The sequence below is a fragment of the Haloferax sp. Atlit-4N genome (assembly GCF_003383025.1).
Taxonomy (GTDB): domain Archaea; phylum Halobacteriota; class Halobacteria; order Halobacteriales; family Haloferacaceae; genus Haloferax; species Haloferax gibbonsii.
The window spans coordinates 261,109-286,126 of sequence record NZ_PSYY01000002.1 but is presented as its reverse complement, the minus strand read 5'-3'; the positions used below and the strand labels follow the sequence as shown (position 1 = coordinate 286,126).

Here is a 25,018-nt window from a genome sequence, read left to right as displayed (position 1 = left end):
CGGTCGGGTATCGGCCCGTCACGGGCGCGTCGTCACGTCTTTATCCCGTCGGCGAGTGTACCGGTCCATGGCTTCACTCCCCGTCGAAGTCGTTTACGGACTGTACTTCGGCGTTCTCACCGGGCTCGTTCCGGCCGCCGTCGCGTGGCTCCTCGGCTTCGGCTTCCGCTACGTCACCGGCGTCACCGTTCCGGGCCTCGCCGTCGTCGTTCTCAGCGTCGCCATTGCGGGCGCGAGCGGCGGTCTCATGGCGCTGGCCGACCCGACGATTACCCAGTCGGAGAGCCAGGTCAGGCTGACGGTCGCGCTGCTTGTCGTCTTGATGGGGGCGCTGTACGCGCACAACCGCGGGGACGCCTTCGCCAACGACATCCCGCGGAAGATGTCGCTGCGAAAGCTCACCGAGCGGTCGCTCTCGACCGACGTGGTCGAACTCGTCGGCGGCCGCGGACAGGTCAGCGTCAGCGTCACCGGCGAGGTCGGCGACATCGAGGGCTACCCGCCGGTCCCGCTCGACATCCGTACCAGTATCCGAAACGGCGAGTGGACGTTCCCCGCCGATATCCCGCTCGTGGAACTCGAATCGCGGTACGCCGACCGCCTGCAAAACGAGTTCGACCTCGCCGCCGTCGAGGTCAGACTCGACGAGCGAGCCCGCGCGACCGTCTCCGCCGCGGCCCCGGTCGGCGGCCTCTCGAAGCGCCTCCCGACGGGCAAGCGCGCGGTGTCGGTGACGGCGCTCGTCCCGACTGGACTCGCGCGCGGCGACGAGGTGGTCGTCGTCACCGACGGCGGCACCGTCTCGGCGAGCGTCGCCGGGGTCGAATCAGTCGTCGAGACCCCGAGCGACGCCGACGAGGACGAGGACGACGCGGACGCCCCGAAGGCCGCGCCGCGCGCGCCGACGGCCGTCGGCGGCGAGGGCCGCGTCACGCTCGCGGTCGACCGAGGCAAGGTCGAATCGCTCCTCGGGAGCGACGCGGAGCGATTCATCGTCACCTCCCGCGGCGTCCGCCGGGAGTTCGAACTCGTCTCCCTGCTCCGCCGCGCAGGCAAGCGCTTCTCGCGGCTCTCGGTCGGTGCAGAGGGGCCGCTCGACGGGGTAACACTCGGGAAGGCCGGCGTCCGCGACGCCTACGGCGTTGCGGTCCTCGCGGTCCGCCACGGCGGGAACTGGACGATTGCGCCGCGGGGTGACCAGGAGGTTTCCGCCGGCGACACGCTCTACGCGGTCGGGTCGAGAAGCGACCTGACAGCCTTCGAGGGGGCGGTCGCGTGATGTTCGCCGCCCTCGCCTCGGCCGCCGGGTCCGCTTCGGCCGCACCCGCAGCCGACCTGCTCGCGGCGGTCGGACAGTCGGCGACCGCCGGACAGGTGTCGATTCCGCCGGTGGACGACTCGCTCGTCCTGCAGATTCTCCGGTTCGTCGGACTCGTCGTCGGCGCGTTCGTCGTCTCCGCGATCGCCTCGCTGCTCTACCGGTGGTACACCCGGGAGATAATCCCGCGGGCGCTTTCGGTCCTCTTCGGCGGGGCGGTCGTCGCGCTCTACCTGAACACGATCGGCCTGTTCGGCGCGTTCACCACCGGCACCGAGACCGAGGTGTTCCAACTCGACACCGTCCTCTTCAACACCGCGTCGCTCCTCGGCGGAGCGCTTATCGCGCCGGTCGGCCGCGTCGCCGGCGACCGGCTCACGACCGACGTGTTCGCCGTCGCGGGCGCGAAGGAACTCGACGCCGACGTGAGCCGGCTGGTCCGGACCGTCGGCCGCGTCACGTCGGTGACGCTCCCCGAGGACATCGCCGACATCGAGGGGTACGACCCGGTCGGCGAGGCCGTCAAGACCCAACTGAGCGGGAAGACGCTGCTGTTCCCCCGACGGCTCAGCGAGGCCGAACTCCGCGACCGACTCGCGACGCGCATCAAGGACGACCACGGCGTCGGCCACGTCGACGTGGAGTTCGAAGCCGGCGGGAACGAGGTGTCGTACCTCGCGCTCGGCAGTCGCGCGGCCGGCCTCGGGCCGACGCTCGCACCCGGCACCGTCGCGGTCGCCATTCGCGGCGACCCCGGTTCCGGCGCGGCCGCCGGCGACCCCGTGCAGGTCTGGTCGGTTCCGAAGCCGGCGGCGGACGACGAGAACGACTCGTCCGACGACGCCGTCGCGGAAGCGACCGACGCGACTGAACCGGCCCAGTCCGCCGAACCGACGGCCGAGACGCCTCCCGGCGGTTCGGGGTCGCTGTCCGACGGCGGCACCGACGCGCCGGCCGCACCGGCCGCACCGACCCGCGTCGCCTTCGGCGAACTCCGCGGCGTCGCCGACGACGTGGCGACCGTCGCCCTCGACGAGGAGGACGCCGACCGCCTGACGAGCGGCGAGCAGTACCGACTCGTGACGCTCCCCGCGGACCCCCACGTCGACCGCGAGTTCGCGTCGCTCCTCCGGAACGCCGACGAGACGATGGCGGTCACGACCGTCGCCCCGGGTGCCGACCTCGACGGACTGTCAGTTTCGGACGTAGACACGACTGTCGTCGCCATCCGGTCGGCGAACCGTCCGGTGGACGCGATTCCCGGTCGGGGACGCGAACTGGCGGCCGGCGACACGCTCTACGTCGTCGGCCGGCCGGAAGTTCTCCGGAAGGTCGAGCGCCGGGCGACGACCGACACGAGCCGAACCGACGGCGGAGGCGACGGCGACGGCGGAGACGACGGAGACGGAGACGACAACGGCGGCTCCGGTGACGACGCGCCGCGGTCGTCGGGGGCGCAATCCTCATGAGCGCCGGGCGACGAGACGGGAGTATGGAGTGGAAGCTGTTCGCCGACCTCGCGGAAGTCACCGGCACGCGGACCGTTCGGGTTGACGTCGACGGCGACGCGACCGTCGGCGACGCGCTCGACGCCCTCGTCGGGGCGCACCCGGCGCTCGAATCGCGGGTGTTCGGCGATGACGGCGAACTGTACGACCACATCAACGTCCTGCGAAACGGTGAAGCCGCCGCGCTCGGCGAGGAGGCCGCCGCCGGCGACGAACTCGCGCTCTTCCCGCCGGTCAGCGGCGGCTAGCGCGCTGGCGCGTCGGAGCGCCGCGCGAACCGGAACCGTTCTCGAATTCGACTCACACCCCGCGAGCGACGGGTCCGTCGGCACTCGGGGGCGGGAGACGGAGATGGTGCTGAAGACGGAGACGAGACCACGGGCTCGAAACGGGCGACTCGTCGGGGCGGAAACGGGTCGTTCGGGTGGTCGGAAAAGAGAAAACGGCGGGAACGCGTCGCGGTCGAACTCGAAACGGGAGGGCGGCTTCGTGGGTCGTTACTCGCTCGGGCGCGGCAGCGCCGTAAACAGCGTCTGGACGATGGAGAAGGGGTCGTAGACGGACTGGTGGCACTGGCAGTAGACACCGTTTTCGCCGCCGAACGTGGCGGAACTGGCCGCCTGCTTGTAGCCGGGGACACAGCAGAAGTGGGTACACTTGTTGAGCCACGCGATGACGCCCTGGTCCGTCGAGGCGGCGAGCCACTCGTTGTCCTGTGCGGCTTCCTCGATACGCGTCGAGCGGAGCACCTGAATCGGCATCGTGTTCTCGGCGCCCTCGGAGCGCCAGGTGCCGGTCGCGGGCATCCCGATACCGGCTCGCCCGATGCCGTTGCCCCACGTCTCGTACTCGTCGAAGTCGTTGACGTTCAGGCGGTCCCCGGAGCTGTACGTCTCGGACTGCCAGTCGTATCCGCCGCTGTCGGAGCGGAAGTAGTTATCAGACTCGTAGGTCGGGTTCAGGCCCTCGTAGGTCTGCACGCCGCAGTACTGGAACCAGTCCTGCGAGTAGGTGACGCCCGTCCCCTGGTAGTCCTCGGTGAGGGCGAGGTCGACTTCCACACCGTTCTGCGTGACGGTCTGAACTTCCGGCCAGACGCCGCGGATGTAGCCCTCGTCGTCGATCTCGATCGGTATCTGCGGCATGCCGCGCGGTGCGGGACCGGCGGTGTTCTCGATGGCGTACGCCTGCGTCGGCCCCCCACCGGTACCGGTGGATGACGTTGCGCTGTTGATGGCGGCCGCGCCTGTCGTTCCCACGCCCGCGAGCGTCGCTCCCCCGACGACGCCCTTGACGAACCGACGGCGACCCGAGTCGGCGGGGTACTTGTCGCTATCGCTCATACTCTCACCTTCGAGGCGGCCAGTAAAAGCGTGACGAATCCACCGTGGTAGTACGCCCCACGAAACGGCCGCCAGCGAGGGGGTTCGACCGCTCGAACGCGCGGAATTCGTCGGTCGTCGAAAACTGGACGAAAACGTGCGTAACGTTCGTTTAGAACCGACTTCCGGGCAAATTTTCGACGTTACTCGTGGCCTTTTAGAATGTGCTACTCGTATCCGAGTACGATGCGATTGCACACCAGAGACGTGCGGCAAGATGTTCGCGAGCTCGGGGCGTTGCTCGGGGACGTGCTCGAAGCGCAGACGTCGACGGCGTCGTTCGAGACGGTCGAAGAGCTTCGGCAGGCGGCCATCGCCTACCGGAAGGGCGAGTCCGGGTCGCGCGAGCGGCTCTACGACGTGGTCGGCGACCTCGAACCGGAGCGCGAGAGCGTCGTCGCCCGCGCGTTCACCACCTACTTCGAACTCATCAACCTCGCCGAGGAGCGCGAGCGCGTTCGCGTCATCCGCGAGGCGTCCCAGGAGGGGACGCTCGAAGACGGTATCCTCGACACGCTCGACGCGCTGGACGACGAGGAGGTCGACGAGGAGCTTCTGGGACGGGTCCTCGAAGACGTGCTCATCGAACCGACGTTCACGGCGCACCCGACCGAGGCCCGCCGCAAGACGGTGAAATCGAAGCTCCGCTCCATCGCCAACCGGCTGGAGACGCTCGACGAGCGCCGTCTCACCGACCTCGAACACGACCAGGAGTGGCGGCACGTCGTCGCCGAGGTGACGAGCCTCTGGCAGACCTCGCAGGTCCGCGACCGCCGCCCGGAGCCGACCGACGAGGCCCGCAACGTCCAGTGGTACCTCGAAAACACCCTCTTCGACGTGGTCGGCGAGGTGTACGAGGAACTCGAAGAGGAGCTTCGGGCCGAGTACCCCGGCCTCGACGTGCCGAAGCTGTTCGAGTTCCGGTCGTGGGCCGGCTCCGACCGCGACGGCAACCCGTTCGTCACGCCCGAGGTGACAGAGGACACGCTCGAACGCCAGCGCAGCGTCGCCCTGGAAAAGTACAGCGACTCGCTCAAGCGTCTCTCCGGTGTGCTGAGTCAGGACGCGACGCGAATCGACCCCGGCCACGAGCTCGAACGCTCGCTGAAGGCCGACCGCGAACTCCTCCCCGTCGTCGCCGAGGAGGCCGACGAGCGCTACCCCAACGAGCCGTACCGCCAGAAGCTCAAACTGATGCGCGAGCGACTCCGCCGCGTCGAGGACGTGCGCCCGAACGGCTACGCGGACGAGAGCGAGCTCTTGGCCGACCTCGAAGTCATCGACGCCAGCCTCCGGCGGACCGGCGCGGCGCAGGTCGCGGACGTGTACGTCGAGCCCCTGATGCGGCAGGTCGACACGTTCGGATTCACCCTCGCCAGCCTCGACCTCCGCGACCACCAGGAGAACCACACCGAGGCCGTCCACGAGGCGCTCGCCCACGAGGGCCTCGACTACGAGGGTAGCTCGGAGGCGGAGCGCGTCGAACTCCTCACCGACGCGATTCTGCAGGAAGAGCCCGTCGTCGACCTCGAAGACCCCGGCGACATCTCCGAGACGGCCGAGCGCGTCCTCCGCCGGTTCCGCAAGCTCGGCGAGTGGCAGCGCGAGTACGGCGTCGGCGCTATCGACACCTACTGCATCTCGATGACCGAGGAACCCTCGCACGTCCTCGAAGTGCTGTTCCTCGCCGACCAGGCGGGCGTCGTCTCTCTGCCCGACCACTGCGGCATCGACGTGGTCCCGCTCCTCGAGACCGAGTCCGCGCTCAACGGCGCGCGCCGCATCATGGGCACGCTGTTCGAGAACGAGGCCTACGGGACGGCGCTCGCCGCCCGGAACGACGTCCAAGAGATTATGCTGGGCTACTCCGACTCCAACAAGGAAAACGGCTTCCTCGCCGCCAACTGGGACCTCTACAAGAACCAGCGCCGCCTCGCCGACATCTGCGACGACTTCGACGTGACGATGCGGCTGTTCCACGGCCGCGGCGGCTCCATCTCCCGCGGCGGCGGTCCGATGAACGAAGCCATGCTCGCGCTCCCGAACGAGACCGTCACGGGACAGATTAAGTTCACCGAGCAGGGCGAGGCCATCGCCGAGAAGTACGCCAACCCGCGCATCGCCGAGCGGAACCTCGAACAGATGCTCAACGCCCAGATTCGCGCCCGCCTGCAGGCGATTCGGACGCCCGAAGAGGAGGTGCCCGACCGCTGGGTCGACGCCATGGACACCATGGCGGCCGCCGCCCGCGAGGAGTACCGGAACCTCCTCGAATCCGACGGCTTCGTCTCCTACTTCGAGCAGGCGACGCCCATCACCGTCATCGAGGAACTCAACCTCGGCTCCCGGCCGGCCTCTCGGTCCGACGAGCGCAGCGTCGAGGACCTCCGCGCCATCCCGTGGGTGTTCTCGTGGACCCAGTCGCGGTGTATCCTCCCCGGCTGGTACTCGCTGGCCGCCGGCGTCAACGCCTTCCTCGAAGACGGCGGCGACATGGACGACCTCCGCGAGATGTACGACGAGTGGGCGTTCTTCCGGAGCACGTTCGACAACGCCGCGATGGCGCTGGCGCGCACCGACCTCGAAATCGCCACGGAGTACGCGAACCTCGCCGACGAGGAGCTCCGCGAGGAGTTCTTCACCCGCCTCACCGAGGAGTACGAGGACGCCGCGGACCTCATGCTCGACATCAGCGAGCGCAGCAGTCTCCTGAAGCGCGAGTGGCTCGAAGAGAGCCTCCGCCGCCGCAACCCCTACGTCGACCCGCTGAACCTGCTGCAGACGCACCTGCTGTCGCAGACCCACCGGACCGACGAGGAAGAACAGACCCTGCGGCTCACGGTCAAAGGTATCGCCGCCGGGATGAAGAACACGGGATAACGCGAACGCGACACCGACGCCGACGCCCTCGGCCACCCGCCGAAGTCGTCACCGTCACCGTCGCCGCGCCGTCGGAGCGACTTACGCCCGACGGAGGTCGTACGGATTCGAACAGACCGGACAGGTCTGCCGCGCGACGCGATACTCGCTTTTTAACCGCTGTCTGACACCGTCGAAGTCGGCGTCGCCCTCGTATCTCGATTCCACTTGCTGTCCGCAGTGCGGGCACACCACCACCACCGTTGCCATATTCGGCAGTACGGCCGAGTCCATCATATATGTTCACCCTGTTTGTGGCGGGGTCCCACGGCCCGCTCTGTCAGGGATTCGTCGGCGACGAAGACGACGCACAGCGGGGCGCTCGCGGCGAAAATGAGGGTTCTCAGCGTCCCGGCATCGGCCGGGTCGGCTCGACTCAGGTCAGGCGTGGTTCCACGGCGCTTCCTCGAAGTCGACGATGCGGTGAGTCGAATCGAGGTCGTCGATGGCGGCCACGTCCTCGTCGTCGAGGTCGAGGTCGAGCGCGGCGAAGTTGTCGCGGATGTGGTCGGGCGAGGCGGCCTTCGGGATGGGCGTCGCGCCCTTCTCGATGAGCCACGCGAGGGCGACCTGCGCGGGCGAGGCGTCGTGCTTCTCGGCGATGTCGACGATGACCTCCTCGTCGGCGACCTGGTTGCGCGCGATGGGCGAGTAGGCGACCAGACGGTGGCCGCGTTCCGCGGCGAGCTCGCGGAGTTCGGCCTGCTGGAGCATCGGGTGCATCTCGACCTGGTGGGCGAACACGGGCGCGTCGAGCGTCTCGATGGCCGATTCGAGCTGGTCGGGTCGGAAGTTGCTCAGGCCGACGTTGGCGACGACGCCCTCCTCGACGAGTTCGTCGAGGGCCGCGAGCGTCTCGTCCTCGTCGTAGCTGTCGAGCGGCCAGTGAACGTACAGCAGGTCGATGGTGTCGACGCCGAGCTTTTCGGCGGACTCGCGGGCGGTCTCCAGCACGTCGTCGGAGCCGAGGTTGTCGGTGTCGAGCTTCGTCGCCACGAACACGTCGTCGATGTCGACGTCGGATTCGGCGAGTCCCTCGCCGACGAACTCCTCGTTGTGGTACATCTGGGCCGTGTCAACGTGGCGGTAGCCAACGTCGAGGGCGGTCTTGACGGCCTCGACGCACTCGTCGCGGTCTTCGAGCTTGTACGTCCCGAAGCCGAGTCGCGGGAAGTCCTTCATGCACGGGTGGTCGTGGGCGGGCGAGTCAAATCCTGCGGTTGCGGAAGTCGTGCGTACACTTACCACCGCTCCCCCGGTCATCGAGGGTATGCCCTCCGAGAAGGAGAAGATGCTCGCGGGCGAACTGTACGACGCGAGCGACCCGGAACTCGTCGCGGAACGAAAGCGCGCGCGGCGGCTCACGCGCCTGTTCAACGAGACCGACGAGACCCAAACCGAGCGCCGCGAGGAACTGATTCGGGAACTGTTCGGGGAGGTCGGCGAGTCGTTCGAAATCGAGCCGACGTTCCGCTGCGACTACGGCTACAACGTCAGCGTCGGCGAGAACTTCTTCGCCAACTTCGACTGCGTCTTCCTCGACGTGTGTCCAATCACGCTCGGCGACAACTGCCAGCTCGCGCCGGGCGTTCACATCTACACTGCGACCCACCCGCTCGATGCCGCGGAGCGAATCAAGGGCCCCGAGTCGGGGGAGCCGGTGACCGTCGGCGACAACGCGTGGCTCGGCGGCCGGGCGGTCGTCAACCCCGGCGTCACCATCGGCGACGACGTGGTGGTCGCCTCGGGCGCGGTCGTCACGAAGGACGTGCCCGACTCGGTGGTCGTCGGCGGCAACCCGGCGCGAGTCATTAAAAGGCTGGACTGACCGGGGACGCGCCGCCGAGTCGGCGTCATCGTCGCGTCGCCGTCGCGCGATTCTCGCGGATTCGGGAGCGTGCGGTGCTCTGGCACACGATGTTCCCTCCGAAATGGTTTTGAAGTACGCTCGCACACGGTCAGTATGCCGACGGACGAATACGACCCAGAGATGGGGCGCAAGTTCATTTTCGTAACCGGGGGTGTCATGTCCGGCCTCGGGAAGGGTATCACGGCCGCGAGCACCGGCCGACTCCTGAAGAACGCCGGGTTCGACGTCACCGCGGTTAAGATAGACCCGTACCTGAACGTCGACGCCGGGACGATGAACCCCTACGAGCACGGGGAGGTGTACGTCCTGAAAGACGGCGCTGAAGTCGACCTCGACCTCGGGAACTACGAGCGGTTCCTCGGCGTCGACATGACCGCCGACCACAACATCACGACGGGCAAGACCTACCAGCACGTCATCCAGAAGGAGCGCGACGGCGACTACCTCGGGAAGACGGTCCAGATTATCCCGCACGTCACGGAGGACATCAAGCGCCGCATCCGCGAGGCGGCCGAGGACACCGACGTGTGCATCGTCGAGGTCGGCGGCACCGTCGGCGACATCGAGTCGATGCCGTTCCTCGAATCGCTCCGCCAGTTCGCCTCCGAGGAGGAAGACGGCGACGTGCTGTTCACGCACGTCACGCTCGTCCCCTACTCGAAGAACGGCGAGCAGAAGACGAAGCCCACCCAGCACTCGGTCAAGGAGCTTCGGAGCATCGGCCTCCAGCCGGACATCCTCGTCGGCCGCGCCGACGACAAGCTCGAACCGGCGACGAAGACCAAAATCGCGCAGTTCTGCGACGTGCCGGACGCCGCCGTGTTCTCCAACCCCGACGTGCCGGACATCTACCACGTCCCGCTGATGGTCGAAGAGGAGGGCCTCGACGAGTACGTCATGGAGCGGCTCGGCATCGCCGACGAGGCGCTTCCGAAGGAAGACCGCGACAACCGCTGGCGCGAGCTCGTCACGGCCGACCGGACCGGCTCGGTCGACATCGCGCTCGTCGGCAAGTACGCCCTCGAAGACGCCTACATGTCCATCCACGAGGCGCTCAAGCACGCGGGCATCGAGTGCGGCGTCGACGTGAACATCCTCTGGGTCGACTCCGACGAGATGCTCGACAAGCACGAAGAGCGACTCAAGGACGCCGACGGCGTCGTCGTCCCCGGCGGCTTCGGCTCCCGCGGAACCGGCGGCAAAATCGAGGCCATCCGCTACGCCCGCGAGAACGACATCCCGTTCCTCGGCCTCTGTCTGGGCTTCCAGATGGCCGTCGTCGAGCAGGCCCGGAACGTCCTCGGCCACGAGGACGCCCACTCGGCCGAACTCGACCCCGACACGCCGTACCCCGTCATCGACCTCCTGCCCGAGCAGTACGAGGTCGACGAGATGGGCGGCACGATGCGCCTCGGCGCGCACGACACCGACATCGACGCCGGCACGCTCGCGGAGGCGGTGTACGGCGACACCTCCTGTACGGAGCGCCACCGCCACCGCTACGAAGTGAACCCCGAACTCATCGACGAACTCGAGTCCGAGGGGCTCCGCTTCTCCGGCCGCGCCGAAAACCGCATGGAGATTCTCGAACTGACGAACCACCCGTTCTTCTTCGGAACGCAGTTCCACCCCGAGTTCCGCTCTCGACCCGACCGCGCCAGCCCGCCGTTCCTCGGCTTCCTCCGCGCGGTCCTCGGCGAACTCGACGCGCGCGAACTCGGCAACGAAGAGGTGACAGCATAATGGTAAACGTAGACGAATTCATCGAAGACGCGACCGCATCGATTCGTGACCAAATCGGCGACGAGCACGCCATCATCGCCCTCTCGGGCGGCGTGGACTCCTCGGTCGCCGCGACGCTCGCCTACGAGGCCGTCGGCGAGCAGCTCACCCCGGTCTACGTCGACACCGGCCTGATGCGCAAAGGCGAGACCGAGCAGATCGCGGACACCTTCTCCTTCATGGAGAGCCTCCGCGTCGTCGACGCCCGAGACCGATTCTTCGACGCCCTCGAGGGCGTCGTCGACCCCGAGGAAAAGCGCAAGGTCATCGGCGAGCAGTTCATCCGCGAGTTCGAGCGCGAGGCGAAGGAGACCGACGCGCAGTACCTCGTGCAGGGGACCATCTACCCCGACCGCATCGAGTCCGAGGGCAACATCAAGTCCCACCACAACGTCGGCGGCCTGCCGGACGTGGTGGACTTCGAAGGCATCGTCGAACCCGTCCGCGACCTCTACAAGGACGAGGTCCGCGAGGTCGCCCGCGCGCTCGGCCTCGAATCCATCATCGCCGAGCGGATGCCGTTCCCGGGGCCGGGCCTCGCGGTCCGCGTCCTCGGCGAAGTCACGCCCGAGAAGGTGCAGGTCGCCCGCGACGCGTGTCACGTCGTCGAAGACGAGACCGAAAAGCACGAGCCGTGGCAGGCGTTCGCCGCCGTCATCGGCAAGGGCACCGGCGTCAAGGGTGACAACCGCGTCCACGGCTGGATCGTCTCGGTCCGCTCCGTGGAGTCGCGCGACGGCATGACCGCTCGCGCGCAGGAACTGCCGTGGGACACCCTCCAGCGCATCCAGTCGCGCATCACCGGGACGAACGAGAACGTCGCCCGCGTCGTCTACGACGTGACCCACAAACCGCCGGCGACCATCGAGTACGAATGACGACGGCAGTCGTCGCGGGGACCGACCCCGACGGACTCGGCGAGGCGCTCGAAACCGAGGGCGCGACGGTCGTCCGCGTCAGCGGTATCGCCTCCGCCGACTCGCTCGGCGAGGCCGGCATCGAGGACGCCGACCTGTTCGTGCTCACCGATATGGACGACGCGACGGCCATCTCGGTGGCGAAGGAGCTGAACCCCGACGTGCGCGTCGTGACCTACGCCTACGACTCCCTCCCGGAGTTCGCCACGGCGCAGGCCGACCTCGCAATCGACCCGAACCTGCTCGCGGTCGACGTGGTCGCAGAAGAACTCGTCTGAGACGGTCAGGAACGCCTGACTGTCTCGACGCGAAGATTTTCTTTCAAGAATTGTTTTGTAGAAATATTAATCTCTTTATGGACCTTCATGACGGTTGCAAATGTCGTCTTTCTCCCGACGAACGATGCTGAAGAGCCTCGGCGCAACTGGACTCCTCCTCGCCGGCGGTGCGACCACAGCGGCGGCACGCCCCGGCGGCGTCGCCGCGGGTGACGCGCGGTTCCGAGTCGGCCACTTCTCGCCCGACGCGCCCCCCGTAGACGTGTACGTGAACGGCGACCCCTTCCCCGGTCTGCAGGGCGTCCCGTTCGGCGTCTTGTCCGACTACTTCACCGTCCCGGCGGGGACGTATCAGGTCGAGGTGACGCCCGCGGGTGACCCCTCGACGGTCGTCATCGACGCCTCGGTCACGCTCCGACGCAACCGCGATTACACCGTCGCGGCGACCGACGTGCTCGACGACATCACGCCAGTCGTGCTCACGGACACGAACCGGCCGGCACCGTACGGCAAAGCCAGAGTCCGCGTCGCGCACTTCTCGCCCGACGCGCCCGAAGTCGACATCGTCGTCAAGGACGGCCCGACGCTGTTTTCCGGACTTGCGTTCGGCGACGTCTCGCACTACGAGACGGTGCCCGCCGGGACGTACGACCTGCAGGTCGTCCTCTCGTCGGACGGGAGCGTCGTGCTCGACCTCCCCGGAACGACGCTCGAAGGCGGCCGGACCTACTCGGTGTTCGCCATCGGGTTCGCCACCGGCGGGTCGCCCGGCTTCAGCGTCCTCCCAGTCGTCGACGCCGTCTCGCCCGCGCGCGAGCGACCGTCCAACGGGAACCCGTCAAACGGGAACGTCTGCCGCGTGCGCTGAGTCGAACGCCGGTCGCCGCCCTCCCGTGCGGTCGGCGGCGGACCCACCCCATTTTCCGACGAAACTCGGCGAAATTCGGCGTCTTTCGAGCCGAATCTCGCGCCAACGACCGCAAGCCGGCGCGTCGGTTTCCACCCTTCAATACCGCGGCGTGCAGAGCGAGCGACGTCGCGGGGCGACGGCGGTTCCCCACCAGTCATCGCGCGGACCGCCCGGTCGCGCCGCGACGCCCCGCAGACACACGGACACCTACCAATGACACGCACCAGACGACGCTTCCTCACGTCCGCCGCTGGAATCGCCGCCGCAACCACCGCCGGCCTCGCCGGATGTATGGGCACCGCGTCCGCGACGACGGGGACGCTCTCGGCCCGCGTGAGCGACAAGCCCGGCGACATCGCCGACTTCGAGTCCTGCGTCGTGACGGTCTCGACGGTCCGCGTCAAGCCCGATGACGGCGAGGCGGAGTCGCTCGACGCGGGCGACGCGGAACTCGACCTCGTCGAACTACAGGGCGACGCCTCGGCGCTCGTCGAGGAGTTCGAACTGGAGACTGGCACCTACGAGTCCCTGCAGGTCGAGGTGTCGGAGACCGACGCGACCCTCACCGACGGGTCCTCGGCGACCGTCGAGGTGCCCGGGTCCGCCCCGCTGAAGTTCGAGCGGTCCTTCGAGATTCGCGCCGACGAGACGACCACGTTCACGGCCGACTTCACGCCCGTCAAGGCCGGCAACGCGGGCAAGTACGTCCTCCAGCCCGTCGCCGACGAGGTGACGGTGACGTACGAGTCAACGGAGACGACGGCGAACGAGACGGAGACGAACGGGACGACGACCGATTCGACCGCCAACGAAACGACGACGAACGAGACGACCTCGTAACGCGGCTCCTCCCGCCTGTCACCCCCGCTGAGGCGATGCGCCCCCGGTTTCAGTTCGCCCCGCTTTCGTTCTTCCTGCGCCTCGGCCCACCCCCTTTCGACCACCGCCCCGAGAGTCGAAACCGACCGACAGCGGCGGGTAACCCCGGCCCGCGTTGCCATGGTCGAAACCCCCTTTTGGCGTCCCCGCCGATAGCCGGTGACATGGTTCGGGTCTCGACCGGCGCGCGCATCCACTTCGGCTTCCTCAATCTGAGCCTCGCCCGCGACCGCCTCTACGGCGGCGTGGGCGTCGCGCTCGACGAGCCGCGGGTGGTCGTCGCCGCCGAGCCCGCGTCCGACGTTCGGTGTCGGCATCCCGCCGCCCGCGAGTACGCCGAACAGGCGGTCGACCTCCTCGGAGCCGACGGCGTCGACCTCTCGGTCGAGCGCACCCTGCCGCGACACGCCGGCCTCGGGAGCGGGACACAGCTCGCGCTCGCGGTGTTGCGGGCGGTCGGGGCCGCGACGGGCCGCGAGGCCGACGTGCGCCGACTCGCCCCCGAGATGGGTCGCGGCGGCCGCTCCGGCGTCGGCGTCGCCACCTTCGAAGCCGGCGGGGCCGTCCTCGACGCGGGCCACCCGACCGCGCGGTTCACCACCGACCGACCGGAAGACGGTTCGTGGTCGGTGCCGGCGGTCGCCACCCGACACGAGATACCCGACCGCTGGCGGTTCCTGCTCGTCGTCCCCGACGCGGACCCCGGCCGCAACGGCGCGTCCGAGGAGTCGAGCATGCGCTCCGTCGTCGAGCGCGCGGACGCACAGACCGGCGACCGAATCGCCGGCATCGTCACCAGACGGCTGCTCCCGGCGCTCGCCGAGGGGTCCGCCGAGCGCTTCGGCGAGGCCGTCGAGTCCGTCGGCCGGCTCAACGGGACGTGGTACGCCGACGAGCAGGGGGGCGTCTACCGCCCGCCGGTCGGCGCGCTCGTCTCGTCGCTGTCCGAGTCGCCGGTCGTCTACGGCGCGGGTCAGTCGTCGTGGGGGCCGACCGTCTACGGCGTGACCGACGCCGACCACGTCGACGAGGCGGTCGACGCGGGGCGAGCAGCGCTGGCCGACGCCGACATCGACGGGAGCGTCTCGGTCGCCCGCGGGCGGAACCGCGGCGCGAGCGTGGAGTGAGCGCGCGGGACGACGGGACGGGAGCGCCGGCGGCGGAACCTCGCGTCGCGCTCCCCGAAACGCCTAACCGACGCGGCCGAGTCGGATTCGATATGTCTCAAATCCCCTTCGGCGTCCCCCGCCTCGACAGCATCATCGGCGGCGGCGCACCCCCGGGGAACGTCGTGCTCCTCGCGGGAGAGTCCGGCGCGGGCGCTCGGGAGTTCCTCTACACGAGCGCGACGATGAACGCCCTCTCGCACACCGACGAGGAGCTGTTCGACCTCCACTACGGCTCGCTCGCGGACACCGCGACGCCGCCGCCGGAGATTCACTACGTCTCCTTTACCGCCGGCGAGGAGTACCTGCGCCGGGAGATGGGTTACACGATGGACGACGAACTCGTCGAGTCCGCGGTCGAACACATCGAGTTCCACGACCTCTCGCCGGAGTACTTCCAACTCAGTCCGATTCCGCGCGAGTGGTACCTCGGCCAGCCGACGAAGTTGGAGGACCTCGGCCACCGACACAACCGCGAGTCCGTGCTGGGCGCGTTGGGGACCACCCTGAGTCAGCACGCGCCCGGCAACCTCGTCGTCATCGACTCCCTGACCGACCTCGTGGCGAGCCAGTCCGACGAGATGACGTGGTCTGACATCGCGATGGTCATCAAGGGACTGGAGAAGGCCTCCTACCAGTGGGGCGGACTCATCCTCGTGCTCGTGAGCACCGAGGCGCTCTCGAAGACCGAACTCGGCGTCCTCAAGGGCGCGACCGGCGGCTCGCTGCTCTTCGAGTGGGAGTCCGGGGGGTCGAAGCGCGCGCGGACCATGGTCGTCCAGGAGTTCCGCGGCGTGCTCGCCCGGCTAGAGAGCGAGAACATCGTGCAGTTCGAGACCGAAATCAACGAGAGCGGCCTCGACGTGAGCGACGTGCGGAAGATTCGCTGATTCGACTGTCGGACCACCGAACAGTCGCGAATTCGGGGATAGTTCTTAAGGCTGCGTAGACAAACTGGAAACGAAGATGGAAGGGGAAGACGGGGTGTCGCTCCCAGACGACCTCCGCACGTGGGTCGAAGCGCGCGCCGACGAGGAGGGCGTCGACCCGGAGACGGTGCTCGCACGGGCCCTCGGGACCTATCGGCTCGCCGTGAGCGACGCGGGCGAATCGCTCGACGACGCGGACGCGGTCTCGGACCGCCTCGGCGGGGTCGAAGCGCGCGTCGATGAACTCGAAGGCGAACTGGACGAGAAGATATCTGACGTTCGGATGCGCGTCGTGCAGGTCAAGCGCGAGGCGGACGAGAAGGCACCGCGCGACCACACCCATCCGGAGTTAGACGCCGAACTCGACCGACTGGCCGACGACGTGCGCGCGGCTCGAAACCGCGTGACCGACTTAGACGAGCGGGTCGACGCCGGCTTCGAGAACTTCGAGGAGATTCTCACCTACCTCGACGAGACGACCGCGACGCTCGACGAGAACCTCCGGGCGGTCGCGCGGACGCTGCTCGACCTCCGCGGTCGGGCGGCCGACCTCGAAGCCGCCGACCTCGAACGAAAGGCGCTCGCCGAACTCCTCCGCACCGCGAATGCCACCGGCGAGAAGAAAGCGCGATGCGAGGAGTGCGACGAGACCGTCCACCTGGACCTGCTCGCGGAGCCCCGCTGTCCGTCGTGTCGGTCCCCGTTCCGCGAGCTGTCGTCCTCGCCCGGTTTCTTCGGGTCGGCGACGCTCCACACCGGCCGGCTCCCTGCGCTGGAATCGGCGGACGACGCCCGCGCGACCGACGAGGTCGCCGACCTCCTCGACGAGGCGGTTACCGGCGTGGTCGACGACGCGACCGACGGCGACGACGACCGATACGCCCCCCGGGAGGAGGAGAGGGAGTCGGCTCAGCAGGGTGCCGCGCCGGGGAGCGAACACGGCGACGACTGAAGACTCACGAGGACGATGACCGACGACAATTCAACAGACGACGCGGCGGAGGGCGAGCCATCCGTCTCCGGCGACCGCGACGACTCATTCGGACGCGCCGACCCGGGAGACGACAGCGCCGAGGCCGCCCGCGCCCCGGACGGAGGCCGCGACGGGCGAAGCGACGACGCCGACTCGGCCCCGCTTTCGGACCTCGCCGGACGTGTGGCCGAGCGCCGCGCACGCTCGCGCATCACCGACCAGCGCGACGAGACGGACGAACTGTTCGAGTCGGTCGAGGTCGGCGAACTCGACCGCGAGGACGTGTGGACGGCGCTCGTCGAAGGCGGGGACGAGGAGCGCGCGGCGGGCGTCGGCGTCGGAGCCGAGGCCACCCCCGTCGACGACGGCGACGGCGTCTCGGACCACGTCGTCCCCAAGACCGAGTTCTGCCAGCGCTGCGAGCACTTCGGCGAGCCGCCGGAACTCGCGTGCCACCACGAGGGAACGACCATCGTCGAACTCGAAGACAGCGACCACTTCCGGGTGCGGAACTGCCCGATGGTCGAGAAGGACGACTGACGGCGGCGGGACGGCGGGTCGGTTCGGATTCTCCCGACGACGCCGCGGAGTGACAGCTTCTTTGCCCTCGGTCCGCTACCGTCGGGTATGCAGTTCTGCGACGAGTGCGGTTCGATGATGGTGAGCCAGAACGGCGCGATGACCTGCACGAACGACGACTGCGGGGGGACCGCCGAGCGCGACGAGGAACTCGCGGCGGAGTTCGTCTCCACCGAGGCGCAGTCGGGCGACGAACTCATCGAGACCGAAGAGGGCGCGGAGTTCGAGGGCAAGCCGACCGCGAAGGACGTTCACTGCGACGACTGCGGCCACACGAAAGCGTGGTACACCATCAAGCAGACCGGGTCGGCCGACGAACCGCCGACGCGCTTTTTCAAGTGCCAAGAGTGCGGCTACCGATGGCGCGAGTACAACTGAGAGACTGACGACGCCGCTTTCTCCACGCTCACGCACCAAGTCCCGAGAGCCGGGTCACCCCTCTCCCAACTCCGCGGCCGTCACCGCCCCCGGCCCATCCTCGACTTCGTCTTCGGCGTCAGCCGCGAGCGCGTAGCCGTAGGGAAGGAGCAACAGGCTCCCGAACCAGCCGACGACGAGCCCCAGAGCGCCGAAAATCGTCCCGACGACGCCGATGGCGACGGCGTCGGCCGCGATGACGAGCGCGACGAGCGCGACGCTCCAGCCGACGAGCGACTTCCACGACCCGCGGCGGATGCAGAAGCCGGCGAACAGGCCGAAGGCGGTCACGGCGCCGATGCCGGGGACGAGGACGTAGCGCATGCCGAGCGACCCCGTGTTGGTGAGCGTCGTCGCCAGCCACATGGCGACGAGCGTGCCGGGGACGACCAGTAGGGCAGTTCGGCGGTCCAGCGGGCGGGCGCGGCCGTGAATCCGGAACGCGCCGAGGAGGCCGAGGCCCGCGACGGTGTACGCCCAGCCGATGGGGTTGAACAGGAACCCGCCGACGATGGTGAGGAAGTTCCCGATGACTTCACCCGGGTTCGCGGAGGAGACGAGGTAGTGCGCGCCGCCGCGCTCGTAGAGCCCCGGCACGACGAACGTGCTGTTGGTGACGGTTCCCTCGTCGATGGCCTCGCGCACGTCGGCGCTGGCGTTTGAGGCGGGCGACGACGCCGCGGCGGAAACGGTCTCCCAGTCGGTCGGGTCGAGTTCGATGGTCGCGCGGACGGGGTCGCCTGAGACGTTCAGCGAGAAGCGATAGTACCGACCGTCGTAGACCGCGAACTCGGCGTCTTCGTTCACGTCCGAGAGAGTCATGTACGCCTCGGGTTCGATGTCGCCGTCGTACCGGCCGGTGCGGGCGGCGGTCGCGACCGGCTCTCGGAGTTGCGGCGTCTCGTTCACCGTCTCGTCGAGGTTGACCACGTCCGAGTCGTGGGAGGCGACGAGACCGGGCGGCGAGTCGGCTGTCACTTCCTCGGCTTGGTACGTCGATTCGATGGCCGAAGTGGAGGTGGCGACGGCGAACGACTGGCTCAGCGCGACGCCGACGAGGAGGAGGGCGACGACGGCGGCGAGTCGCTTGCGAGGGACCATGCACCCGGCTTCGGAGCCGAGCCAAAAATGTCGTTCGGTCGAATTGTCGTAGGTCGTTTCGTCACGGGTCGATGGCGTCGAAAGTGACCCCGTCGCTCACCCCCGCTCTCACTCGACGCCGAGGTTCGGGATGAGGAAGTCGGCGACGGCGGCCGCGACCTTCGCCTCCTGTCCAACGAAGAAGTGGTCGGCGGCGAACTCGACGACCGGTTGATGGTACTCGCGGGCGCGCTCGACGACGGGTTCCCAGTCGGCGACGTCGTCGCGGGTGCCGTAGACGACCTGCACGGGCACGGGGATGCGGTCGAAGGCCGCGACGGCGTCGAGGTCGTCGGCGAGTCGTCCGGCGGGTCCGAGCGCGGAGACGGCGTCCACGGCCGCGCCCTCGGCGGCCGCGAGGAGCGCCATCGCGCCGCCGAACGAGAAGCCGAACAGGCCCACGCGGTCGTAGCGCTCCGCGGCCCACTCGACCGCCCGGAGGGTGTCGGCGCGCTCGCCGTAGCCCTCGTCCCACGGGCCGTAATCGAAGCGGAGGCAGTCGACGCCGCGGGCGGTGAGCGCGTCGCTGACGGCGACGAGGCGGCCGTCGCCGCGGTGGCCTTGGTGTTGTGGATGGGGCGGACAGGCGACGACGACGGCGTCGCTTCGGGTCGCCGGGTCGTTCGTGCCGTCCGCGCCGTCTCCGTGGGCGCGGTCGAGGGTCGCCCGCACGTCGCGCCCCCCGGGAACGAGAATCGTCTCGGTCATAGAGACAGGTTGCGCTGGTGAGGTTTTAAGCCGAACGTCGCGTAGTAATTGGGTATGGGAATTCTCTCTCGCACGTCGTACGTCATCCGGTCGAAGATAAACGCCCTCCTCAACCGTGCGGAGGACCCGACCGAGACGCTCGACTACTCCTACGAGAAGATGCGCGACGAGCTACAGCAGGTCAAACAGGGCATCGCCGACCTGACGACCCAGAAGAAGCGACTGGAGATACAGAAGCGCCGCCTCGAAGAGAACGTCGAAAAGCACAACGACCAGGCCCGCGAGGCCGTCCAGCAGGACCGCGAGGACCTCGCGCGCAAGGCGCTCGAAAAGAAGCAGGCGAAGATGAGCCAAATCGAGGAGCTGGAGACCCAAATCGCCAGCCTGCAGGAGACGCAGGACCAGCTCGTCAACAAGAAGGACGAACTCCAGAGCCGCATCGAGGAGTTCCGCACGAAAAAGGAGACCATGAAGGCCCGCTACGAGGCCGCCGAGGCGTCGAGCCGCGTCTCCGAGGCGATGTCCGGCGTCGGCGACGAGATGGCCGACGTGGGGCGCGCGCTCGAACGCGCCGAGGAACGCACCGACGAGATGGAGGCCCGCTCGGCCGCGATGGACGAACTCATGGACTCCGGCGCGTTCGACGACGCCCTGTCGGACAAGGACTCCATCGAGCGCGAACTCGAAGCCGGCCGCTCCAGCGCCGAGGTCGACACCGAACTCGAGACGCTCAAAGCCGAGATGGGCAAGTCGTCCGGGTCATCGGACGCCGAAAGCGAGAGCGCGGCCGACGCCGACGTGGACGTCGAGACCGACGTGGCCGACGAGGAGGTCGAAGCCGAGCTCGAAGAGTTGAAGAACGAAGACGACTCCTCCTGAGCGCGCCCGCGGACCCCGCCGTCTCAACGTCCCTCACCGCCTCAACCGCCTCAACTGCCCCGCCGCCCTACCGCCTCCGCCGTCCCGTGACTCGCGCGTCTCTGCGACGAATCGCCAGTACGCACTTCAACCACCCCCGCGATAGCTTCGTCCATGTCGAACACCGGCGGCCCGTCGGCCGGCGAGCCCGACGACACGATGCGGGAGCGCGGGACGACGAGCCGCGCGAAGCTCCGCGCCCTCCTCGACGCGGACCGCCGCGTCGTCGCCGCGGCCCCGCTCGTCGTCGTCTTCTGTAGCGTCGTCGTCCTCGGCCAACTGGACCCGACCCCGCTCCGGGTCGCCGTCGAGGCCTCGGACCCCATCGAGACGCTGGCACAGGGGCTTCTCACCGCGATTATCACGGGGGTCACGCTCGTCGTCACCATCAATCAGCTCGTGCTCTCGCGCGAACTCGGCCCGCTGGGCGACCAGCGCGACCGGATGGAGGGGTCGATGACCTTCCGCGAGGACGTGGCGGACCTGCTGGACGCGCCGGTCGCGCCGCCGGAGCCCTCGGCGTTCCTGCGCGCGCTGGCCGAGGGCATCGCGTCGCGGGCGCGGGCGGTCGAAGAGACGCTCGGTGCGGACGGTGACGCGGGCGAGAGCGGCGACGCCGACGCGAGCGACGACCCGACGACCCGCGTCCGCGAGTTCGCCGAGGAGGTCGAGTCCAACGCCGAGGCGGTCGCGGGGCGCTTGGAGGGCCGGCAGTTCGGGACGTTCGAGGTGCTGTCGGCGGCGCTGGACCTGAACTACTCGTGGAAAATCTATCAGGCGGCGCGGCTCCGGCGCGTCCACGACGCCGACCTCTCGGCGGAGACGAAGACGGCGCTGTCGGAGCTTCGCGACGCGCTCGAACTGTTCGGCCCCGCCCGCGAACACGTCAAGACGCTCTACTTCCGGTGGGAACTGGTCGACCTCTCGCGGACGATGTTCTACGCGGCGGTCCCCGCGCTCGTGGCGAGCATCGGCGCGATTCTCTTTCTCGACGACCCGACGACGATTACCGGTGCGACGCTCGGCGTGTCGAACCTGCTTCTCACCGTGGCGTTCGTGGTTGCCGTCTCGCTCGCGCCCTTCGCCGTGCTCGCGGCCGCGGTTCTCCGAATCTCCACGGTCGCAAAACGAACGCTCTCTATCGGGCCGTTCGTGCTCCGGTCGGAGACCCGCGAAGACGACCTCGACTGGGAGTCCTGAGGGGCGTTCAGCGTCGGCGTCGCGGCGTCACCGCGCCGCCGATTCTCCGCCTCACCGACGCTGAGCGCCGGTTCCCGGGCGGTCGAGCGCGTCGAGGTCGATTTCGCCGTTCGGCATCGGAACGCCCTCGTAGGGGTCGTCCGCGAGGAGGAGCGAGCCGTCGAGGTCGGCGTAGTCGAGCAGCGGCGCGAGGTGACAGCCCGCCGCGATGGCGGCGTTCGTCTCTATCATGCAGCCGAGCATGACTTCCAGCCCGTGGGCCCGGGCGGCGTGGATGGCGCGTTTCGCCTCCGTGAGGCCGCCGCACTTCATCAGTTTGAGGTTCGCGATATCGACCCGGTCGGCGATGCGCGGGATGTCGTCGGCCGTGATACAGGACTCGTCGGCCGCGATGGGGAGCGCGCCGTGGTCGTAGACGAACTTCAGCCCCTCGTAGTCCTCCGCGGGGACCGGCTGTTCGACGAACTCGACGCCGTGGTCGGCGAGGAACTCGGTCATCTCGACGGCCTCGCGGGGCGTCCACGCCTCGTTGGCGTCGACTCGGATGGTCACGCCGGGGGCCTCGTCGCGGACGGCCTCGACGATGGCCCTGTCGCGGTCGGTGCCGAGTTTGACCTTGAGCACGTCGTAGCCGGCCTCGTAGGCCTCTTTGGTCTTCTCGCGCATCGTGTCGAGGTCGTCGAGGCCGACGGTGTACGACGAGGTTGGCGTCCGCGACGAGTCGAGCCCCCAGAGGCGGTACAAGGGGACGCCGAGGCGCTTGGCCGCGAGGTCGTGGAGGGCGATGCTCACGGCGGTTCGCGCGGCCGGGTTGCGGCGGACCGTCTCGGCCAGTCGGCGCTCGATGCGGTCGATGGCGTGGGCGTCGCCGACCTCCTCGACCACCGAGAGCAGGTCCGGAAGCACGGCCTCGACGGTGTCGGCGGTCTCGCCGTAGTGCGACGACGGGGCGGCCGCGCCGACGCCCGTCATGCCGCCTTCGTCCTCGATGCGGACGACGACGTTCTCGGCTTCGGTCTGGACGCCGCGGGCGATGCCGAACGGCTCGGCCAGCGGCATCGAGACGCGCTCGAACTCGGTCGCGAGCATCTAGAACACCTCGTCGACGAGGTCGGCCGAGCCGAACCGGACGGGGTCGACCGCGGGGACGCCGAGTTCGTCGGCGAAGGCGTCGACGGCCTCGGCCGCCTCCACGTCGTCGTCGACGTGCGAGGTGTTGAGCATCCCGGCGACCACGTCGGCCTCGTGGACCGGGTCGGCGAGGTTCTCGTACAGCGAGACGTACTCCGAGAGGTCGGGCAGGGCGAACTCCTCGTAGCCGTGAATCGCCTCGCGGGTGGCCTCGTGACAGAGCACGAGCTTGTCGGCCATCGAGCCGTGGAGGATGCCGCAGGTGACCGCGGAGTACGCAGGGTGGACGATGCTCCCTTGGCCCTCGACAAAGAGCACGTCGTGTTCGTCGCCCTTCTCCAGAATCATCTCCTCGACCGCGCCGGCGGTGAAGTCGCTCACGACGCGGTCGACGGGGTTACCCCAACCCGCAATCATGATGCCGGTCTGGCCGGTCGGGATGAAGCCCGCGTCGATGCCCCGCTCGCGGGCGGCCTCGACGAGTTCGAGCGTCGCGGTCATCTTGCCGACCGAACAGTCCGTGCCGACCGTGAGGACGACTTCCGCGTCGACATCGGCGGATTTGCCCTGCGCGACGCCGAGGTCGTCGTGAGGCTTGCGGACGTCGTTGATGTCGCAGCCGTGTTCGTCGGCGAGTCGGACGAACTCCTCGTCTTCGGTGAGGAAGTAGTGGAGGCCGGAGATGAGGTCGCAGCCGCGTTCGAGGGCGGTGCGAACGTCGTCGCGCCACGTCTCGTCGAACGCGCCGCCGATGGGCGAGATGCCGATGAGGAGGGCGTCGGCGTCGGGCGCGTCGGCCATCGAGGAGACGACCGGCACGTCGGGGAGGTCGCGGCGGTGGTCGGCGGCGGAGGTGCCGGGGTTGTCGCGGTCGAGGACGGCCACCACGTCGTAGTCGGCGTACTTCAGGACGCCCGTGGCGGTCTTCGCGCGGTCGGGGAACTTCTCGTGTGCGAGGACGACGACTCGCTGTGGGTCGCTCATACTGGGTGACACTACGTGCCACCCTAAAAGGTGGGACGGTTCGGCGGCGACCGTCGGGTCGCGTCGCCGAGTCGTCTGCGACTATTCGGGACGACAGGGACCGCACCGCGGCGTCGCCGCCGGCTCAGAGCCGGTAGAGCCGCGTCGTCCAGAACTCCCTGGACGCCTCCGCGAGCGCCGCTTCGGGGTCGCCGCTGGCGTCCACGGTCGCTGTCAGCGCGGCCCGGTCGCGGAACTCGCCGAGGACGGTCCGCTCGCCGAGGACGACGAGGTCGGCGTCGCCGCTGGCGGCACCCGCATCCGCGCCGGAACCGCCGCCGAGGAACTCGTCGAGCGCCTCGTGACAGCGGTCGAGGTGGTCGTCGATTTGGCCCTCGCGGATGCGCTCGAAGCGAGCCTGCGAGAACCCGCCTTTCGAGTGGGCGGACTTCACGTCGCTCTCGAAGCCCTCGACGAATTCGAGGTCAGCGTCCTCGTAGCGGCCGAGAGCGAACAGGTCGCCGCGGACGAGCGCGACGACGGTGGTCTCGGTCGGGTGGAACCACGCCGGGTCGAGGTCGAAGCCGTCGCTCCACGCGTCGAAGCCGTCGGGTTGGCGCGGGGGCGAGAGCGCGACGCTCACCAGTCCGGCGTCGTCGGTGAGCGCGACGCAGGGCGCGGCCCGTCGGACGAGCGACGCCCGGTCGCCGAAGGCGGACTCGACGGCCGAGGGGAGCGAGCGGTCGTCGGCGACGGCGGCGGTGAGCGCGCCCTCCGCGTCGGTCGAAAGTGAGTCCAGCCGGGACAGCACCTCGCGGAGGCGGTCGCCGCGGAGGTCCTCGGTGCCGCGGTAGTCGAGGGAGTCGTCGTCGCCCGAGAGGCGCTCCACGCGGTCTTCGAGTTCGGTGATGCGGTCTTCGAGGCGGTTGACCTCCTTCTCGGCTTCCTGTCGCGCGCGGGCCGCCTCCGTTCGGCGCTCGGACTCGCCCTCTAGACGCCCGGCTAGCGCGTCGCGTTCGTCTTCCAACTCGGCGATGCGCTCTTTGAGTTCGGCTCGACCCAACAACTCGTCCAGCATACACGGACGCGTGCGGGCCGACCACTTGAGCGTTCGGACGCGAGGCGGACGGC

General features: G+C 68.8%; 25 protein-coding genes. 17 read left to right on the top strand and 8 right to left on the bottom strand.

Features of this window, described 5'->3' with window-relative positions; all coding sequences use genetic code 11:
• The first annotated feature begins 67 nt into the window (after window positions 1-67).
• Genes C5C07_RS10605 through samp1 form a run of 3 tightly spaced genes read left to right on the top strand, consistent with a single transcriptional unit; the run spans window position 68 to window position 3,074 of the window.
• Window positions 68-1,279, top strand: a complete 1,212-nt coding sequence (locus C5C07_RS10605) for a potassium channel family protein (RefSeq protein ID WP_004974810.1) — start codon at window positions 68-70, stop codon at window positions 1,277-1,279.
• Entirely contained in the window at window positions 1,279-2,787 is a 1,509-nt protein-coding gene (locus C5C07_RS10600; RefSeq protein WP_115805042.1) for a cation:proton antiporter regulatory subunit, read from the top strand. The genes C5C07_RS10605 and C5C07_RS10600 overlap by 1 nt, the downstream gene beginning before the upstream one ends.
• A gap of 23 nt (window positions 2,788-2,810) precedes the next feature.
• Window positions 2,811-3,074, top strand: coding sequence for a ubiquitin-like modifier protein SAMP1 (samp1, locus tag C5C07_RS10595; protein WP_004974807.1), 264 nt, complete (start codon window positions 2,811-2,813; stop codon window positions 3,072-3,074).
• A gap of 249 nt (window positions 3,075-3,323) precedes the next feature.
• Here samp1 and C5C07_RS10590 read toward each other — a convergent pair whose 3' ends face one another.
• Entirely contained in the window at window positions 3,324-4,169 is an 846-nt protein-coding gene (locus C5C07_RS10590) for a hypothetical protein (RefSeq protein WP_004974806.1), read from the bottom strand.
• Window positions 4,170-4,394: 225 nt separating this feature from the next.
• On the opposite strand from C5C07_RS10590, the gene ppc reads away from it, so the two are divergent.
• Window positions 4,395-7,088, top strand: coding sequence for a phosphoenolpyruvate carboxylase (gene ppc / locus C5C07_RS10585; protein WP_050459709.1), 2,694 nt, complete (start codon window positions 4,395-4,397; stop codon window positions 7,086-7,088).
• 81 nt (window positions 7,089-7,169) lie between these two features.
• Here the strand turns inward: ppc and C5C07_RS21285 are convergent, their stop codons facing one another.
• Entirely contained in the window at window positions 7,170-7,337 is a 168-nt protein-coding gene (locus C5C07_RS21285; protein ID WP_155821702.1) for a hypothetical protein, read from the bottom strand.
• 171 nt (window positions 7,338-7,508) lie between these two features.
• Window positions 7,509-8,309: an aldo/keto reductase gene (locus tag C5C07_RS10580; protein WP_050459710.1), complete on the bottom strand. Its 801-nt coding sequence runs from the start codon at window positions 8,307-8,309 to the stop codon at window positions 7,509-7,511.
• Between the two features lie 88 nt (window positions 8,310-8,397).
• Between C5C07_RS10580 and C5C07_RS10575 the strand changes: the two genes are divergently transcribed.
• The 11 genes from C5C07_RS10575 (at window position 8,398) to C5C07_RS10525 (ending at window position 17,788) form a co-directional block, all read left to right on the top strand.
• Entirely contained in the window at window positions 8,398-8,955 is a 558-nt protein-coding gene (locus tag C5C07_RS10575) for a maltose acetyltransferase domain-containing protein (RefSeq protein ID WP_050459711.1), read from the top strand.
• Between the two features lie 135 nt (window positions 8,956-9,090).
• Entirely contained in the window at window positions 9,091-10,740 is a 1,650-nt protein-coding gene (gene pyrG / locus C5C07_RS10570) for a glutamine hydrolyzing CTP synthase (protein ID WP_004974799.1), read from the top strand.
• Window positions 10,740-11,657, top strand: coding sequence for a glutamine-hydrolyzing GMP synthase (guaA, locus tag C5C07_RS10565; protein WP_004974798.1), 918 nt, complete (start codon window positions 10,740-10,742; stop codon window positions 11,655-11,657). Before pyrG ends, guaA begins: the two co-directional genes overlap by 1 nt.
• Window positions 11,654-11,974: an NAD-binding protein gene (locus tag C5C07_RS10560; RefSeq protein ID WP_004974796.1), complete on the top strand. Its 321-nt coding sequence runs from the start codon at window positions 11,654-11,656 to the stop codon at window positions 11,972-11,974. The genes guaA and C5C07_RS10560 overlap by 4 nt, the downstream gene beginning before the upstream one ends.
• A gap of 124 nt (window positions 11,975-12,098) precedes the next feature.
• The gene (locus tag C5C07_RS10555; protein ID WP_115805041.1) at window positions 12,099-12,842 is read left to right on the top strand and encodes a DUF4397 domain-containing protein; all 744 of its coding nucleotides are present in this window, start codon (window positions 12,099-12,101) and stop codon (window positions 12,840-12,842) included.
• A gap of 255 nt (window positions 12,843-13,097) precedes the next feature.
• Complete coding sequence (locus C5C07_RS10550; protein ID WP_115805040.1) at window positions 13,098-13,724, top strand: DUF4382 domain-containing protein; 627 nt, start codon at window positions 13,098-13,100, stop codon at window positions 13,722-13,724.
• A 203-nt stretch (window positions 13,725-13,927) separates the two neighbouring features.
• Window positions 13,928-14,890: a beta-ribofuranosylaminobenzene 5'-phosphate synthase family protein gene (locus C5C07_RS10545; protein ID WP_115805039.1), complete on the top strand. Its 963-nt coding sequence runs from the start codon at window positions 13,928-13,930 to the stop codon at window positions 14,888-14,890.
• A gap of 92 nt (window positions 14,891-14,982) precedes the next feature.
• The gene (locus C5C07_RS10540; RefSeq protein WP_004974790.1) at window positions 14,983-15,819 is read left to right on the top strand and encodes an HTR-like protein; all 837 of its coding nucleotides are present in this window, start codon (window positions 14,983-14,985) and stop codon (window positions 15,817-15,819) included.
• Between the two features lie 76 nt (window positions 15,820-15,895).
• Entirely contained in the window at window positions 15,896-16,810 is a 915-nt protein-coding gene (locus C5C07_RS10535; protein WP_004974788.1) for a hypothetical protein, read from the top strand.
• A gap of 15 nt (window positions 16,811-16,825) precedes the next feature.
• The gene (locus C5C07_RS10530) at window positions 16,826-17,371 is read left to right on the top strand and encodes a hypothetical protein (RefSeq protein ID WP_115805038.1); all 546 of its coding nucleotides are present in this window, start codon (window positions 16,826-16,828) and stop codon (window positions 17,369-17,371) included.
• Between the two features lie 87 nt (window positions 17,372-17,458).
• Entirely contained in the window at window positions 17,459-17,788 is a 330-nt protein-coding gene (locus C5C07_RS10525; protein WP_004042747.1) for a transcription factor S, read from the top strand.
• A 54-nt stretch (window positions 17,789-17,842) separates the two neighbouring features.
• Here C5C07_RS10525 and C5C07_RS10520 read toward each other — a convergent pair whose 3' ends face one another.
• Window positions 17,843-18,928 (bottom strand): hypothetical protein, encoded by a 1,086-nt coding sequence (locus C5C07_RS10520; RefSeq protein ID WP_115805037.1) that lies wholly within the window; start codon window positions 18,926-18,928, stop codon window positions 17,843-17,845.
• A gap of 108 nt (window positions 18,929-19,036) precedes the next feature.
• Complete coding sequence (locus tag C5C07_RS10515) at window positions 19,037-19,675, bottom strand: dienelactone hydrolase family protein (RefSeq protein ID WP_115805036.1); 639 nt, start codon at window positions 19,673-19,675, stop codon at window positions 19,037-19,039.
• Window positions 19,676-19,729: 54 nt separating this feature from the next.
• Between C5C07_RS10515 and C5C07_RS10510 the strand changes: the two genes are divergently transcribed.
• Window positions 19,730-20,554 (top strand): PspA/IM30 family protein, encoded by an 825-nt coding sequence (locus tag C5C07_RS10510; protein WP_004974776.1) that lies wholly within the window; start codon window positions 19,730-19,732, stop codon window positions 20,552-20,554.
• 153 nt (window positions 20,555-20,707) lie between these two features.
• Window positions 20,708-21,793: a hypothetical protein gene (locus tag C5C07_RS10505; protein WP_004974774.1), complete on the top strand. Its 1,086-nt coding sequence runs from the start codon at window positions 20,708-20,710 to the stop codon at window positions 21,791-21,793.
• Between the two features lie 51 nt (window positions 21,794-21,844).
• Here C5C07_RS10505 and C5C07_RS10500 read toward each other — a convergent pair whose 3' ends face one another.
• The 3 genes from C5C07_RS10500 to C5C07_RS10490 form a co-directional block, all read right to left on the bottom strand.
• Window positions 21,845-22,882, bottom strand: a complete 1,038-nt coding sequence (locus C5C07_RS10500) for a dipeptide epimerase (protein WP_004974771.1) — start codon at window positions 22,880-22,882, stop codon at window positions 21,845-21,847.
• A complete protein-coding gene (locus C5C07_RS10495) occupies window positions 22,883-23,908 on the bottom strand; it encodes a DUF1611 domain-containing protein (RefSeq protein ID WP_004974769.1) in 1,026 nt (341 codons plus the stop codon).
• 124 nt (window positions 23,909-24,032) lie between these two features.
• The gene (locus tag C5C07_RS10490) at window positions 24,033-24,965 is read right to left on the bottom strand and encodes a Vms1/Ankzf1 family peptidyl-tRNA hydrolase (protein WP_115805035.1); all 933 of its coding nucleotides are present in this window, start codon (window positions 24,963-24,965) and stop codon (window positions 24,033-24,035) included.
• Between the last annotated feature and the right edge of the window lie 53 nt (window positions 24,966-25,018).